We start from the raw sequence: 16,682 nt of genomic DNA on the forward strand, positions 1-16,682 counted from the left end.
AATGTATATTATAACCTCTTTTTAGAATAAATAAAAGGTTAAATTGTGTATCGCTTTTTGTATTACTTTTTAAATAGATCCTATAAAAAATAATAAAAATATTTGAGAGACCATATATAAATTGCGAATTATTTGTTTTTGCCCCGTAGTCCCTCTTGTATTTTATAACTAATAGAGATAACTTTATTTTTATATAGTAGCCTCAAGTATCCTCCGTACTTGCTTATACTGGTAGCACTTTATATGATAATTGTAATATATTTTTTGGTTGTGTTATATTTTTACATACGTTAGTTGTAAATTATTAAGTTACCTTTTTTATTAATAATCATTTCAATATTATCTTGTATCGCTTTGGCTAATCCGTCTTTAAAGTCTCCTGCCCAATCAAATTTACACTCTATTACTTCTTCGCCTTTTGTATTTATATATCCGTATTTATTATTTTTCTTGATTACAGCTAATTCTTCGCTAAAGTCATCCGCCCAATCAAATTTACACTCTGTAACTTGACTGCCTTTGGTGTTTATATACCCCCATTTATTACCTTTTTTGACTGCAGCCAACCCGTCTTTAAAGCCTCCTGCCCAATCAAATTTACACTCTATTACTTCTTCGCCTTTTGTATTTATATATCCGTATTTATTATTTTTCTTGATTACAGCTAATTCTTCGCTAAAGTCATCTGTCAAATCAAATTTACACTCTATTACTTCTTCGCCTTTTGTATTTATATATCCGTATTTATTATTTTTTTCTACCCTAGCCAATCCATCTTTAAAGCTATAGGCCCAATCAAATTTTCCTGACACCTCTATATCATTTTTGTTTTCATCATATACTATAAAATTTCCATTTGTATTTATATATCCATACTTTCCTTTGTCTGATACTCTTGCCAACCCGTCTTTAAAGTCTCCAATTTCGTCAAATTTACACTCTATTATTTCTTCGCCTTTTGTATTTATATATCCATACTTTCCTTTGTCTGATACTCTTGCCAACCCGTCTTTAAAGTCTCCAATTTCGTCAAATTTACACTCTATTACTTCTTCGCCTTTTGTATTTATATATCCGTATTTATTATTTTTTTCTACCCTAGCCAATCCATCTTTAAAGCTATAGGCCCAATCAAATTTTCCTGACACCTCTATATCATTTTTGTTTTCATCATATACTATAAAATTTCCATTTGTATTTATATATCCATACTTTCCTTTGTCTGATACTCTTGCCAACCCGTCTTTAAAGTCTCCTGCCCAATCAAATTTACACTCTATTACTTCTTCGCCTTTGGTGTTTATATACCCCCATTTGTTACCTTTTTTAACTGCAGCCAACCCGTCTTTAAAACCATCAACCTCATCAAATTCGAACTCTGTTATTTGTTCTCCTCTGGTATTTATATAGCTGTATTTGTTGTTTTTTCGTACAGAACCTAATCCGTCTTTAAAGTCTCCTGCCCAATCAAATTTACACTCTGTAACTTGACTGCCTTTGGTGTTTATATACCCCCATTTATTACCTTTTTTGACTGCAGCCAACCCGTCTTTAAAGTCTCCTGCCCAATCAAATTTACACTCTATTACTTCTTCGCCTTTGGTGTTTATATACCCCCATTTATTACCTTTTTTGACCGCAGCCAACCCGTCTTTAAAGTCTCCTGCCCAATCAAATTTACACTCTATTACTTCTTCGCCTTTGGTGTTTATATACCCCCATTTATTACCTTTTTTGACCGCAGCCAACCCGTCTTGAAAACCATCAACTTCGCCAAATTTATACTCTACTACCTGCTCGCCTCTTATATTTATATATCCCCATTTATTATCTTTTTCTACCCTTGCTAACCCGTCTTTAAAGTCTCCTGCCCAATCAAATTTACACTCTATTACTTCCGCACCTCTAGTATTGATATATCCATATTTATTGTTTTTTTTGACCGCAGCTAGACCTTCATTAAATTCATCAATTTCATCAAATTTGCATTCTACTACCTGCTCGCCTCTTATATTTATATATCCCCATTTATTATCTTTTTCTACCCTTGCTAACCCGTCTTTAAAGTCTCCTGCCCAATCAAATTTACACTCTATTACTTCCGCACCTCTAGTATTGATATAACCGTACTTTTCGCCTTTTTTTACTACAGCTAAACCTTCATTAAAATGATCTGCCCAATCAAATTTACACTCTATTACTTCCGCACCTCTAGTATTGATATATCCATATTTATTGTTTTTTTTGACTCTAGCCAAACCATATTTAAATCCATCAATTTCATCAAATTTGCATTCTACTATCTGCTCGCCTATGGTATTTATGCAACCATATTTATCATTTTGCTTTACTACAGCTAAACCTTCATTAAAATGATCTGCCCAATCAAATTTACACTCTATTACTTCTTCGCCTTTTGTATTGATATATCCATATTTATTGTTTTTATTTATTCTAATTAAATGATTGTTAAAATTGTCACTGTCTAATTCTTTACTTTTTTCATTTCCAATATCGTATTTGTTTATATTGGTGCTGTTTGTTTTTATGAAATTAGGTAGTTTTATATTAAATATTTTTTTTAATAAATAAAACATTTTTTATCCTCATTTTTACTTTGATTGAATGTTTTTATGGATTATACATTAAAATAAATATTATTTAAATATAAGCATTATTTTTTAATTTTTTGATAATTTAAAAAAATGAATGTTTATATTTTTTTGATTATTATTCGCATTTTTTTATCTTATGATAAATATTATTATAAGATAAAAGAAATAATAAATTACCATTACTCTAAAAATTTTAATTATGATACTTTAAATGTTTAAAATCATTTTTATCCTTTGATGGAGATGTTAAAATAATTGTTTTTGATTCGTTAAAGATATAATTTCATAAAACTATACTATTATTTTGTCGTTTGATTGAGTTATTTTTTATAATAATTTTAAAATTCTTAATTAAAAAAAATGTTATACTTTTCTTTTAATCTAATTTTATCAAAATCACTAACAAGCACACTCAAGCTTCTGTCTATAGATTTTTTTTGCTTGAATTTTTGATACTTCTTTTAAAATTTCATTTTCACTGTTTTTATATATTGCAAAAAGTGTTTTTTGAACTCTCAAGGCAACTTCCACATTTGAAGCCTCATCTCTAGCTATAGCGTCTATACTCTGGGTTATGAAGTCGCCTGTATTAATTTCTTGTAAGCCTATTCTGTCGTAAGAATAAGCTTTATCTTTATTTTGCGAATCATAATTTTCAATTAATAGCCTTGTAATCAAATTTAATACACTAAATGCAGTTCCCGGGTCATTTATAGCCGGCGATAAAGCTTTTTGTGCAACTTCACTAAGTACTATAAATCCAAATCTTGGATCTTGTTCAAAACTTCTCTGGGCGTCAATAACGATAGTTTCATAAATTTGAGCACATATTTTTTCTATCTCTTGCGTATTTTGATTTATTACCTCATCAAAGTATAAAAATGCTATTTCATCTCCTTTGATGATATAATCTCCGTGTCTTGTATTGATAAAAATTTTAAATCCTAATTTTTTGGATAGATTATATAAATGACTTAAATTTATATGCGTTAAACACCCTGTATCTTTAGAGTTAAGTATAAAATCTGGTTTTTTATCGTTTGGCTTCCAGCAGGCTCCTAAATTTGGATTTATGCTGTAATTATTCATAGCTTTTGAGGTTGCTTTATAAATTTTATCAAGAGTATTTCCAAGCCTACCAATTTATTAATGTGTATATGAGATATACAAGAACCGTAGCTGTGCTTATAAACAGTATAAATCTTCCGTTTTGACCATAATATTCTAATCCTAGAGCTACTCTTGCAATAACTGCGTATATAAAAGCAGAGATAAAACTAGCTATCGTTAGTCTCGTGTCGTCATCAGCCATAATTAGCTCTGTAGCTCTAGGCGTGGCATTTGCTGATGCACTGGCAAATGCCGAAACCATAATAGAAAGTGAAAATGTAATAACTGCAAGCATGCTTGAAGTTATAATATCAAGTAGGCTTTGCAAAATATCTCGCCCTATATCTGGTAAAAGTTGTGGAGGTAAGTAAAAAGTACCTAAAAAGCCATAAAAGCAAATATTATAGCCACAGCAGCGCCGATCGTAGGCATAACCCATAATGTATTACTTGGCTTTTTTAGCCATATTAAAATTTTATACCACAAATAAGATCCTTTTAAAGATTATACAATAATTCGTTTTTGGTATTTCATTTTTATCAAAAGTATTTTTTGGATTTTTTAAATTATATAGTGTAAAATTATAATTTAATATAAGGCAAAGTTAGTAATAATGACCGGTCTAACAGTAGTTGCTATTTTGTCTTATAAAATTAAGCATTAAAATTTCCAAAAAACCGTAAATAAATTACTGCAATGTTGCTAATTGCCTTTTATTTTAATTACACTTAAATATTGCCACACCATAATACTTTTTATATTGGTATGAAAAATTATTTTACAGTATAATCAATATTAAATTTTACAAGCGAATAATAATGATCAAATATCTAACTATCGGCGTAAATGGCATTAGTATAAAACCTATTCATACATTTACTGGCTCTACTATAAGAGGTGTTTTTGGTAGAGGCTTGAGACAGGTTGCTTGTCCCTATGTTGATACAAGTTGCGAAAGTTGTCGTTATTTTAACGAGTGTATATACGCTGAGTTTTTTGAAAATGTCTCCAAATCGCCCAAATTTATACTTGATATAGATTTTGACTTGCACAGCTTTGATTTTCAAATTTTACTTTTCGATAATGTCACATCATACTTGCCTCATGTTATTATTGCAATAGAAAACATGTGTCAGATAGGCTTTGGCATGCCTAGGCAAAAATTTGAATTTAAAAATTTAACTATAAATGGTGATATTATATCCCTTCAAGAGTCTATAAACTCATCCGATCATGCTCTTGTTTTTTCACCAAGTTTTTCATCCGGCGACTACAAGATTACTACGTTAACTCCAATTCGGATTAAACAAAAAGATGCCTATGTTCGCTCAAAGCTTGATTTTAAATCATTTATTAGACAAATAGCTATGAGATTTGGCGAACTAACGGATACTAGCATAGATAAATTTGAAGTGAAATTTGATAAATTGGAGCAAAATTTTAAATTTCATGATCTCGAGCGATACTCAAATCGCCAAAAAACAAAAATGGAATTCGGTGGTCTTATGGGGGGATATGAAGGTTTATGTGCTAGATGAAAATTCGGCTAAATTTCTAGAACTTGCTACTTTAATAAATGTTGGCAAGAGCACCGCATTTGCGCTTGGCAAGATTAAAGTAGAGCGAATTTAACTCATATTTATTTATAACAAATCTACAAAGGAAATAGTTGTGTTTGAGCTTAGTCTGGAGGATATATTTACTCAAAACGCTTATGAGCTAGCCCTAAAAAGACTCAAGAAAACATCGCTTGGGCTTGATGGTTTAAGCATAGATGATATTTGTACTCCATCTTTTTATGAAGATTTAAAAGATGAAATTTTTAACTTCTCCTATTCGCCACAGCCTTTAAAACGAGCTTTTATACCCAAAGAAAACAAGGACGAGCTTAGAAAACTTGCAATTCCATCTTTAAAAGACAAATTTATACAAAACATACTGATATTTGAGCTTTCAAGATATTTTGACAAAGGTTTTTCAAACTGCTCTTATGCCTATATGAGCGGCAAATCCTATACTAATGCAATTTACCGCGCAAGAGATTTTTTAAAGACATATACATGCGTGATAAAAGTGACATAAAAGATTTCTTTGAGACCATAGATCATAATTTTTTGCTTGATATATTAAACAATCATATAAAAGACTCTCGTATCACTAGACTCATTGAACTTTGGATAAAAAACGGTATTTTTTCTAAATTTGACTATCTTTCTCACACTAAAGGCGTTCATCAAGGAGATGTTTTAAGCCCGCTACTTTCAAATATATATCTAAATCAAATGGATATGTTTTTACACTCAAAAGTCATCGATTTTGTGCGATATGCAGATGATTTTGTTATTTTATGCAGGTCTAAAGAGAGTGCAGAGCAAATCCTAGCTGAGCTTAAAGCTTTTTTATCCACTATCAAGCTATCTATAAACGAAACCAAAACTGCCATACATGATCAAAATAGTGAATTTACTTTTTTAGGTGTTAATTTTAAAGGTTCAAATTTAAGCATATCCGAAGAAAAGCGTCTATCTACCCTCAAAAAACTCTCATCACAAACCAGAAAACCGACTATAAAAGAGAGTATAGAGAATTTAAACTCTTACATATTTCATTTAAAAAGTATCAAGCTAAAGCTACTTTCTCTAACTCAGCAAGATAGACTTATCAAGCATTTTGATGAAACGGTTACAAATTTAATTAGAAAATTTATAAAAACTACCGACAAACAAACATTAGTAAACGAGCTTGTGAATTTGGAATTTCCTTATCCTCTAACCCAGCAGCTTAAAAAATCAAAGCTTCTGTCCTATTACAAAAACGCCAAGCAGCCTCGCATAAAGTGTGTCGAAAATACCATAGAAGCCAAAAAGCGCGAGTATATTAAAAATTTCTCGCATAGCAGTCTTATTCATATCACTACCCCGTTTTATTTTTTAGCTCTTTCTCAAGGCAAATTTGTTCTCAAAGAGCATGGCAAGATAAAGCATAAATTTCCCATAAATCAAACTTCACAAATCATAATAAACGCTGATACTTCTATAAGCTCGTCCGTCATCAAAGAGTGCTCTAAAAAGAAAATTCGTATAGATTTTATAGATGAAAAGACAAATTTAAGCTATGCCACACTTTTTACATCAAATAGCTCTATAACTAAAACAGCTATTTCTCAAATTTCAGTTGTAAAAACTAAAAAATCCCTTAAGATAGCTCAGCAATTCGTTATTGGCAAAGTAAAAAACCAAATTAACTATTTAAAATATCTAAACAAATACCATAAAATTTTAGATAGCGAAATAGAAGCCATGCAAGGTATTTTAAAAAATTTTATACTCACATCAGCTTCTGCAACGGAGCTTATGGGATATGAAGGCACAAGCGCTAACTCATACTGGCAGGCTATCGCAAAGGCTATTGATTACAAATTTGGCTTTTCCGGGCGCATCACTAAAGGTGCAACCGATACAGTTAATTCCGCACTTAACTATGCTTACGCTATACTTTACTCCAAAGTCTTAAAGTCTATAGTCGCAGCGGGTCTTTCTCCTCATGTATCATATTTACACGCATTAGACGAGCAAAAGCCCACTTTGGCATTTGATTTAATAGAAGAGTTTAGGACGTTTATAGTTGATCGTGCAATAATATCTATGATAAATAAAAATGAGCCTTTTGATATAAAGGATGGTTTATTAAGTGTCGATACTAGGCGTAATATCACTAAAAACGTCAATGAAAAACTATTTGCATATACTACATTTAGGAGTGAAGAGTTAAAAACACAAGATATCATAACCAGACAAGCATACGCACTTAAGCGTTCTATTTCGGAAAACGTGAAATATAAACCATTTATAGCGAGATTTCAATGAACCTAATAATATGTTACGATATACGATCCACCAAACGCAGAAATAAGGTCTCAAATTTATTAGAAAGCTATGGTATAAGAGCAAATTATTCTGTTTTTGAGCTTGATATAAAAGAGAGTGATTATCATCTTATAAAGGCTCAAATTTCAAAACTCATAGAGCCAAAAAGCGATAAAGTACTGTTTTATCGTATATGCAAAACTTGCCTGGCTAAAAGTGAAAGTCTAGGAGAAGGCAAAATTTTTAACCCACTTGATACTTACATCTAACTCCATTTTATTCGCAAAAGGTTTTCGAACTTTTTAAAATTCAAAACCTGCGCACTAATCGATATTTTATATTAGATTAAGTTTAAATATATTCGAAAATCCGAAATTTTACATTTTCAAAACTTAGATTTTCGGATTTTTTAGCTATTGTAAATATGCTGTTTATCGATGCTTTAATGTAGCTATAAGCAAAATACCTCAAATTTGAAAAATGTTTTTTGCTACATTCTCGAACTTTTTGGCTGTTTCTGATATAATCCCTCTTGCAAGCAGTTCTTTAAAAACTCATTGTTAATTTTAATGCGTTTTATTGGCTATTTCGCTCGAGCTTCCCCGTTCTAGGGGATTGAAGCAATAATAATTTTTGGAGGATTGTGGATGTAGATATTGGATTTCGCTCGAGCTTCCCCGTTCTAGTAAGAGTTAAATCATAAAGACTATTAGATACCTCTATTGAGATTATCATTTAAAATACATTAAAATATATGATAGAATATTACTAATATTTATAAAGGAGCTTAGATGATGTTATAGTTCTTATTGTAATTTAATACTTGTTTTTGTTTGTATTAAATTTTTATTGAGCTTTTAGTAATGTAATTTTAAGAAAATAGCAAAATAACACGGATATCTTATTCGACTTTGGCGTATTGGAATAGAGGCGACTATAAAATTAGGCTAGTAAATTTTCTAAAAAATAGTGATAAGCCACTTCTTTTGTAGTATTTTCAAGAGGAATCGCATCCTAAAATTTCTATTTATAATTTTATTTTTTGATTATATGAACTTTGTGTATAGGGCAATTTCGTACATTTTATATGTATTTTAAATTTATTCATATAATAGCGTTTTAATTTGCTATCTAAAGGTATAAGATGAAAAAAATTTTAATTATTGCTGGCTCTTGCAGTAACGGTGGAGCAGGAATTCAAGCTGATATCAAGGCCTGTTCGTACTTTGGATGCTATTCAGCTACAGCAGTTACGGCTCTCACTGCCGAAAATTCAGATAGGATAAAGAATATAGTCTCTCTTGATGCAAATTTTGTAAAAGATCAGCTTGATATGCTGAGTGCTGAATTTGATTTTGATGCCGTTAAAATCGGCATGCTTTTTAACGAGGAGATAATGGATGTAGTGGGGCAATTTCTGTATAACAACAAAGCTCCAGTGGTTCTAGATCCTGTTTGCGTATCAAAAATGGGACATAAATTAATTAAAGATAGTGCTATTGATAAATTAAAAGATCTTATGCGATTTGCGACTGTATCAACTCCGAATTTACGTGAGGCAGAAGTGCTTTTTAGTGGTAATTTTTCAAATTTGCCTTGTGATACCATAGTAAAAAAACATATAGTTGGAGATAAAAGCATAGATACTCTATATCGCAAAGATGGTAGCAAGAGTAGTTTTGAGGCTCCTTTGGCTGATCCCTTGGTTATTATCGGTGCAGGATGTACTTTTTCTAGCTCGCTGGCTTGCCTTTTGGCTCAAGGAAATAGTATAGAGGACGCTATTAAGCAAGCAAAAAAGTATATTTATAATGCTATTACAAGTGGTGTTGATACAAAATTAGGTGAGAGGAAGTTACTAAATCACACAGCAAAAGCCTAGTATCAGGCCTTCTTTTCGAGTATATTCTTACCGGTCTCTTTATGTATTTACTTAGATTACGCTAGAAAAATATAAATTTTTGGAAGGAAATAGCGCCAAATATGCGCGTTTTTTGATATACTAAAAGAGGCTGGATTTAGCAAGACTCAAAATATCGCGCATGAAAACGGCAGATGGAATTTATACGTCGCGATTAAATAGATTGCTTTTTGCTAACGGCAGCGGAGTTTGTAAGTAGATCGTGTAAATTTAACTTGTCTTTGCGAAAAAAGCATAGGCAAATTCCAACCAAGCTAAAGCCGGCCAAAACAAAGCAGATATAGCGAAGCAGAGCGTGAAAGAAGCCTAGCTTCTGACCATTTTTTAAATTTACAAGGTAGATATCTTGGCTTTTATAACCTGGAGTTTGCGCTTTGATGCTTTGAAAAAGGCAGATGATAACGCCGAATAAAAAATTTGTGATAAAGATCGCTAGCTGGTTGTTTTGAAACTCGTTTTTGCCGTCTAAAACGGCATAAGTCGTGATGTAAAGAATTGGCATAAGTATGAAAAAAACATCGGTTATAAAGGCTTTTATGCGTGAAGGAACGCTTGCGATGACTGCTTTTTGCTTTGCCAAATTTTCTCCTGTTTTGATATGAAGTCCGTGCAGTTTAGTAGAGCTAAATTTATCCCCATCAAGACCGCACGGAAATTTTAGTTGCCTCTACTTCCCGGCTTTATAGCTATACTGCCGTCCTTGCATAGCGGGCAGTTTTGCGGTTCGTAAATTTCAAACTCAAAATTTCCAAGCGCAAATATCGGCAGATCGTTTGGTAGCTTGCAGCTTGGCTTTCGCTCACTCTTTAAATTTGTTAGCGGACAAAATCCACGGTTGGCAAGCGCTGCAAATGCAACAACTTCTCCGCCAAGATCTTTTATGATGTTTGCCGCCTCAAGTGCGGAGCCGCCAGTGGTAATGATGTCTTCGCAGATGATAAATTTCTCTCCCTCATGCACCTCAAAGCCGCGGCGCAGAGTCATCACGCGATCAACTCTTTCCGTAAATATAAATCTCTTTTTTGCTGCGCGAGCAAGCTCGTATCCTGCCAAAATTCCGCCTATCGCAGGTGAGCACACAGCGTCAAATTTAATTCCCGCTTTGGATATAACGCGAGCTAGTTCATCGGCTAGTTTGCCTGCTATCATCGGATTTTCAAGCACTTTTGCGCTTTGCAGATAAAACTGCGAATGGTTACCGCTCGTTAGCAAAAAATGCCCCTTAAGATAAGCGCCCGCCTCTTTATAAATTTGCTCTAAATTCATCATGAACCCCTTAAAATTTAAGACAAATCTTAACAAATAAGCACTTAAGTTACAATAACAATTAGATTATGTTTATTGAGTTTTAGTGGTGTAGAAAAGATAGAATTTGCCCACTAGTTAGCGGGCAAAATATTTTTATACTTTAAGAAGCTCAGCCTCTTTTTCTTTTACGAGAGTGTCTATTTTAGCCGTATAGGAATCAGTTATCTTTTGTACCTCGTCTTGAGCTTTTTTACTCTCATCTTCGGTTATTTCTTTATCTTTTTCCAGCCTTTTGACATCATCATTGGCATCTTTTCTGATATTTCTAATGCTTACTTTTGCTTTCTCTCCCATTGCTTTAGCGTGCTTTGCATTTTCTTGGCGCTGCTCGACTGTCATTGGAGGGAAAAATAGCTTCACGCTCTCTCCGTCATTATTCGGGTTTACACCTATATTTGCAGCAGAAATTGCAGCCGTGATAGTCTTTAGCATAGATTTCTCCCAAGGGGTTATGCTAATCGTGCTTGCATCGCTTGCCAGTACTGTTGCGACTTGATTTAGGGGAGTTTGGCTACCATAATAATCCACATAGATATTATCTACTATGTTTATACTAACTTTTCCTGTACGAAGTGTTGAAAAATCGCGCTTTAATCCATCTATGCATTTGTCGGAGTGCTCTTTTTGTTTGTTGTAAATTTCATTCAGCATTTATATCCTTTACTAGAATTTTTGTTGTTGTTTTTCCATTGACTTTAAGACTCATTCTGACTTTAAATTTATCTATTGGATCGTAAAATTTAACTCTCATTTCGCCATTTTTAAGTTTAACTTTTTTTGTACTTTTGTCTGTGGCGGAAAAATATCCGAACGTGGCATTTTCTTCGGTTTTTATTATAACCTCATCTATCTTATTATCTTTTGGATAGTCTTTTGGTAAGATCCACTCGGCTTTTAAAAATTTGCTAGCTAGAGCCGCAGGCAGATTTGTGCCGTTCATTAGAGGAGTTCTATCAAGATCAAGAAGATCGCTATCTTTTGATACAGCACCAGAATTTTGCGCCAACAATACCTCTAATCCATATTCTGCCGACATTTCTATTATTTTACTATTATATTCGCCGTATGGGTAAGCAAAGTATTTTGGTTTATACCCCATGTGTTTTTCAAAAGTGCTAATCCCATCTTTAAAATCATGCCTCAATCTATCTTCTGTAAGCCCCACCATATGAAGATGCCCGTATGAATGATAACCTATTTCACCATACTGTGCAGCATCTTTTATCTCGTCAAAATTCATAAAATCGCCATATTTTTTAGCGCTTGCCTCAACATATACCATTAGAGCAAAAGGGTATCCATACTCTTTAAAAATAGGCAAGCCGTTTTTGTAAAAGCTCTTGTAGCCATCGTCTATAGTTAATACTACCCAGTTATCAGGAATTTCATCTTGATTTTTTATAGCATTAACCAGTTTAGAAAGAGGAATTACTTCGTATCCATTCTCTTTAAAAAAATCAAATTGAGCTCTTAAATTTTCATTTGAAATATTTGTACTTGGATGCCTGTCATCGTTAAATCTATGATAATTAAATATATGCGCATCAGCCAAAAGAACTGCCTGAAGCGCAAAAAAAACTATGCTAAGCTTTAAAAGAGATCTTTTAAAGATCATTGGATTTATTTAGACGGTGCTGCCGGAGCATTTGGTACCGCAGGTACGCTAGGCGCTTTTTCCGGAACCACAATATTTGTAGTATCTACGCTATCTATAATTGATTTTTTTGTTTTCGTATTATAAGTGTAGCCTAAAGCAAGTGTATTTAGTATAAAAATAATTCCTATCACAAAAGTAAATTTGGCTAAAAATCCCGCCGGGCCTTTTGCTCCAAACAGACTCTCGTTACTTCCACTATAAGCCCCAAGTCCTATGGATGAACTCTTTTGAAGCAAGACCGCAACGGTTAATACGGCTGCTAAAATAAATTGCAAGACTAAAAAAAATGAACTCACAAAAAATCCTTTAAAAATTTAAAATAATTAGCGATTATACTAAAAAAGTTTTAAAAATAGTCTAAATTTCTTTTTCTATAGCGTATAGTTCGTATCTTATGGACTTAAAAATTTCTGAGTATTCTATTTTGATTAGTTTGAAGCACTCTTCTAAAACCCTTGCACTCTCTTGCGCTCGTTTTATATTTGCTATCTGAATATCTTGTAAATCTATTCTGGTTAGTTCGTTTGATATGCTTGGTTTTAAGACATCATTAATAGAGTCTCGAAATTTAATAAATTCGCTTGAGTCGATATTAGCTTTGTGGCGTAAAATTTTAATTTTTATAGAGAGGGCTTTGTCGTCAAATACATATCTTCTTATATCTTCAACAACTCTAAGCCCCTCTTTAAGTCTGTTTAGATTGGCATCTACCACTCGGTAGATGCGCTCATCTAAATTTTTATTCATCTCTACCAAAGATTCCTAAAATTTGAAGTAGGGCAACAAAAAGATTTACGAAGTCAAGATATAGCGCAATTGCTCCATCTATAGGAGTTTCGTAGTTGCCACGAATTATGTTTTGAGTATCATAAAGGATGTATGCACTAAATAAAACTGCACTTACGCTAGCTATTACAAGTTGAAGCATTGGGCTTTGCATAAATATATTCATGATAGCTGCCACCATAACCACGATAAGTGTTATAAAAAGCATCTTGCCCATAGTTGTAAAATCACGCTTTGTATTCATGGCAAATACACTTAATGTTCCAAAAGCAACAGTTGTCATAGTAAACGCTTGAGCCACTATGGCAGCTCCTCCAGGCATGGCAAATGTACGTCCTAAAATAGGCGTAAGTGTAAGTCCGCTAATAAATGTAAAGGCAAATAGTAGGACTAAATTTAATCCTGCCTTGCGTTTAACAAACATAAGGCCTATTAAAACGCCTATTTCAAGTATTACAAATAGCCAGTAGTTATTGGCTACCATTGCTCCAAGTGAGCTAAAAAGCCCAACATAAGCACCTACGCTCGCTGCTAAAAGCGAAGCGGCAAATAGCTGATAAGTTTGCTTGATAAATGTGCTAAGAGAGCTTTGAGAGTACTCGTTGGCTATCTCTTGCTCGCGAGAGCTTGCATAATTTCTATTGTATAAGCTCATTAAATCTCCTTTTTTATTTTTTGGTAAATTTATCTAAAAAATAGTAAATAGAGTCTAAAATATTCTTTAAAAGAACCGAAAAATATTATTTTTAAAAAGACTTTATTGCTATTTTTTGACTAATTATTTTTTTTGCAATAAATTTGCCTTTTAGGCTTTGAAACTTTGATTTAATCTTGCCTTTTTGTTTAATTATCTTTTTGTGGTTTTTGATATAATGATAAAAATAATGGTTTTGGGAGATATTATGGAGTCACTTTTAAGCGGCGCGATTAAATTTATGGAAGAGGATTTTGTGGCACACAAAACTCTATTTGAGAGCCTTAGCGACAAGCAAATTCCTCATACTCTTTTTGTCGGCTGCATTGACTCTAGGGTTGTGCCAAATTTGATCACAAATACGTTGCCGGGAGATCTTGTGGTGGTTAGAAATATCGCAAATATCATACCTCCATATAGAAGAAGTGAGGAGTATCTGGCTACCACTTCGGCGATCGAATATGCCCTGCAAAGCTTAAAAGTAGAAAATGTAATTATCTGTGGTCATTCAAACTGCGGAGGCTGTGCCGCTTTATATCTTGAAGAGAGTAAATTCGAAAACATACCAAACGTAAAAAGGTGGCTTGATCTGCTTGGACACATAAAAAAAGATGTCGAAGTTGCTACTAGAAACAATCCCGCCAAAAGAGAGTGGCTTACAGAGCGACTAAATGTAGTAAATTCATTTCAAAATTTACTTACATACCCAGATGTAAAGGCTAAATTTAGAGATGGAAGCCTTAAAATTTACGCTTGGCACTATATAATAGAAACTGGTGAAATTTACAACTATAACCCTGTTTCAAAGACTTTTAGACTGCTTGGAGTGGACAAATGAAAAAGATTTTTTTACTGTTTTTTAGCTTGATATTTATATCTTTTAATTCTTTTGCAGAAAATATTGATGATGTTGATATAGTTTTAGCCGTAAAAAAACTAGATGAGATAAATGCTCAAATAGAGACAATAAAGGCTCAAGCGGCAGATAAAAATGAAACTGCCGAGCAAAATGTACTTTTTAAAGGCGTAGTAACAAAAAAGAGTGAATTGCTGGATAAAATACCATATCTTTTAATGGAAGCAAGGGTGGACGATGAGCAAATTTCACAGTTTAGAAGTAATAAAGCAAAACTTGAAACAAAGGTAAAAAGATTAAAAACGGCAAATAATAAAAAAGCGTATATAGAAAGTGCGATGGAGCTTGAAAAGATGAATATGGAAGCATATTTTTATAAAACTCTAATCGAACTTGGAAAGATATTTAGCGATGGAGCAAGAACTGCGAAGATAAAATCGGCTATAGAAGATGGCTTGCTTGATCTTCAGACAAACTCTTATGTGAGTATTAAAGAGCTCAAGTCTAGCATGGATGGTATGGGAATACAAGGATATATAAATGAATTTAACTCATTAGAGCTTTATAGGAAGACTTTTGAGGAGATTTTGATATATCTTAGGGATAATGCGGAGCTACTTAGCACAAACTACTTTTTTAGCGAGCTAAATTTAAAAACCGCCATAGGATTTATCAATCAGCAGATTCCTTTTGAGATGAAAGATGTGAATTTTGGCAAAATAATACTTATTCTTTTTGTATTTTTGTTTTTCATATCGTTTACAAGAATCTTATCTGCGATAACTTATAAAATTTTACTCTCTTTATTCTCTAAGGATAATCAAGGAAGTTTTATCAAAGAGCAAATTATGCGTATAGTAAAACGGCCTATTTTCTTTATTTTGGCTGTTTATGCGATAGATCTTTGCGCCTCTATATTTTACTATCCAGCGCCTGTGCCTATTAAATTTGTAAATTATTTTTCTATAGTTTTCATAATCTCTTTTACATGGCTTATCCTTGGTATCTTGGATAGTTATGGTATAGTATTTATAAGCGAGATAACCAAAAAAAGCGGAGGTAGAAAAGAGGTTATAAATTTAATACTTAAAATAGTCTATTTTATTATTATAATCATAGCTTTTTTACTTATTTTAAGCAGGCTTGGTTTTAACGTAAGTGCAATCATAGCTTCGCTTGGAATCGGTGGTTTGGCCATAGCTTTGGCAACTAAAGACATTTTAGCGAATTTTTTTGCTTCTATTATGATGTTGTTTGACAACTCCTTTTCTCAGGGTGATAGTATAGTATGTGGCGATATAGAGGGTGTTGTAGTTGAAATAGGTCTTAGAAAGACAACTGTTAGGACCGCTGATAACGCACTGATTTTTGTGCCAAATTCAAAATTGGCTAGCGATCCTATCAGAAACTGGACAAGAAGACGCCTTGGTAGGCTTATAAGACTAACAATATCTCTTGAATATAAAGCTACTGTCGCTCAAGTTAAAAAATGTGCAGAAGAGATTAAAGAGATGCTATTAAATCATCCGGATATAGCCAAACCAAATGATCTTGGTTCAAATGACATTCAAAACACATTAAGACTTAGGAAAAATATAGTTTCAATAGATGATTTAATAGGATATAAGTCAAATTTATTTGTAGCTGTAGATAATTTGTCTGACAGCTCTATTGATATATTGGTGTATTGCTTTTCAAAGACGATAGTTTGGGGAGAATTTTTAAGCGTAAAAGAAGATGTAATACTAAAAATTATGAATATCGTAGAAAAAAATGGACTAAGCTTTGCATTCCCGAGTCAAAGCTTATATATTGAAAACTTAAAAGATGTCATAGGTACTAAAGGTATAACACAAATACAATAAAGGA

General features: G+C 32.8%; 15 protein-coding genes and 1 pseudogene. 7 read left to right on the plus strand and 9 right to left on the minus strand.

What is annotated here, in order from left to right; genetic code table 11:
* Positions 1-290: 290 nt before the first annotated feature.
* Both CDOMC_RS00450 and CDOMC_RS10285 read right to left on the minus strand, forming a co-directional pair.
* On the minus strand, positions 291-2,597 hold the full coding sequence (locus CDOMC_RS00450; RefSeq protein ID WP_172126943.1) for a WG repeat-containing protein: 2,307 nt from the start codon (positions 2,595-2,597) through the stop codon (positions 291-293).
* Positions 2,598-3,014: 417 nt separating this feature from the next.
* Positions 3,015-4,164, minus strand: a pseudogene (locus tag CDOMC_RS10285) (DUF2254 domain-containing protein).
* Positions 4,165-4,543: 379 nt separating this feature from the next.
* Between CDOMC_RS10285 and CDOMC_RS00465 the strand changes: the two are divergent.
* The 5 genes from CDOMC_RS00465 (at position 4,544) to CDOMC_RS00485 (ending at position 9,473) form a co-directional block, all read left to right on the plus strand.
* Positions 4,544-5,263 carry a hypothetical protein gene (locus CDOMC_RS00465; RefSeq protein WP_172126947.1) on the plus strand — a complete coding sequence of 240 codons (720 nt, stop codon included), beginning with the start codon at positions 4,544-4,546 and terminating at the stop codon, positions 5,261-5,263.
* A 133-nt stretch (positions 5,264-5,396) separates the two neighbouring features.
* A complete protein-coding gene (locus CDOMC_RS00470; protein WP_172126949.1) occupies positions 5,397-5,807 on the plus strand; it encodes a hypothetical protein in 411 nt (136 codons plus the stop codon).
* Entirely contained in the window at positions 5,786-7,591 is a 1,806-nt protein-coding gene (gene cas1, locus CDOMC_RS00475) for a CRISPR-associated endonuclease Cas1 (RefSeq protein WP_172126951.1), read from the plus strand. The genes CDOMC_RS00470 and cas1 overlap by 22 nt, the downstream gene beginning before the upstream one ends.
* Positions 7,588-7,860, plus strand: a complete 273-nt coding sequence (gene cas2 / locus CDOMC_RS00480; RefSeq protein WP_172126953.1) for a CRISPR-associated endonuclease Cas2 — start codon at positions 7,588-7,590, stop codon at positions 7,858-7,860. Before cas1 ends, cas2 begins: the two co-directional genes overlap by 4 nt.
* Positions 7,861-8,735: 875 nt before the next feature.
* A complete protein-coding gene (locus CDOMC_RS00485) occupies positions 8,736-9,473 on the plus strand; it encodes a hydroxymethylpyrimidine/phosphomethylpyrimidine kinase (protein WP_172126955.1) in 738 nt (245 codons plus the stop codon).
* A gap of 193 nt (positions 9,474-9,666) precedes the next feature.
* Here CDOMC_RS00485 and CDOMC_RS00490 read toward each other — a convergent pair whose 3' ends face one another.
* The 7 genes from CDOMC_RS00490 to CDOMC_RS00520 all read right to left on the minus strand — a co-directional run bounded on the left by CDOMC_RS00490 (position 9,667) and on the right by CDOMC_RS00520 (position 13,918).
* Positions 9,667-10,092 carry an RDD family protein gene (locus CDOMC_RS00490; RefSeq protein WP_172126957.1) on the minus strand — a complete coding sequence of 142 codons (426 nt, stop codon included), beginning with the start codon at positions 10,090-10,092 and terminating at the stop codon, positions 9,667-9,669.
* Between the two features lie 77 nt (positions 10,093-10,169).
* Positions 10,170-10,778, minus strand: a complete 609-nt coding sequence (gene pyrE, locus CDOMC_RS00495; RefSeq protein ID WP_172126959.1) for an orotate phosphoribosyltransferase — start codon at positions 10,776-10,778, stop codon at positions 10,170-10,172.
* Between the two features lie 135 nt (positions 10,779-10,913).
* Entirely contained in the window at positions 10,914-11,471 is a 558-nt protein-coding gene (gene frr, locus CDOMC_RS00500) for a ribosome recycling factor (protein ID WP_172126961.1), read from the minus strand.
* Positions 11,461-12,435, minus strand: a complete 975-nt coding sequence (locus CDOMC_RS00505; RefSeq protein WP_172126963.1) for a polysaccharide deacetylase family protein — start codon at positions 12,433-12,435, stop codon at positions 11,461-11,463. Before CDOMC_RS00505 ends, frr begins: the two co-directional genes overlap by 11 nt.
* 5 nt (positions 12,436-12,440) lie before the next feature.
* On the minus strand, positions 12,441-12,773 hold the full coding sequence (secG, locus tag CDOMC_RS00510; RefSeq protein WP_172126965.1) for a preprotein translocase subunit SecG: 333 nt from the start codon (positions 12,771-12,773) through the stop codon (positions 12,441-12,443).
* A 61-nt stretch (positions 12,774-12,834) separates the two neighbouring features.
* The gene (locus CDOMC_RS00515) at positions 12,835-13,224 is read right to left on the minus strand and encodes a thiamine-phosphate pyrophosphorylase (protein ID WP_172129604.1); all 390 of its coding nucleotides are present in this window, start codon (positions 13,222-13,224) and stop codon (positions 12,835-12,837) included.
* Entirely contained in the window at positions 13,217-13,918 is a 702-nt protein-coding gene (locus CDOMC_RS00520) for a Bax inhibitor-1/YccA family protein (protein ID WP_172126967.1), read from the minus strand. The genes CDOMC_RS00515 and CDOMC_RS00520 overlap by 8 nt, the downstream gene beginning before the upstream one ends.
* A gap of 247 nt (positions 13,919-14,165) precedes the next feature.
* Between CDOMC_RS00520 and CDOMC_RS00525 the strand changes: the two genes are divergently transcribed.
* On the plus strand, positions 14,166-14,795 hold the full coding sequence (locus tag CDOMC_RS00525; protein WP_172126969.1) for a carbonic anhydrase: 630 nt from the start codon (positions 14,166-14,168) through the stop codon (positions 14,793-14,795).
* Positions 14,792-16,678 (plus strand): mechanosensitive ion channel family protein, encoded by a 1,887-nt coding sequence (locus CDOMC_RS00530; RefSeq protein ID WP_172126971.1) that lies wholly within the window; start codon positions 14,792-14,794, stop codon positions 16,676-16,678. The genes CDOMC_RS00525 and CDOMC_RS00530 overlap by 4 nt, the downstream gene beginning before the upstream one ends.
* The last annotated feature ends 4 nt before the right edge of the window (positions 16,679-16,682 follow it).

The organism is Campylobacter sp. RM16192 (assembly GCF_004803855.2).
Taxonomy (GTDB): domain Bacteria; phylum Campylobacterota; class Campylobacteria; order Campylobacterales; family Campylobacteraceae; genus Campylobacter_A.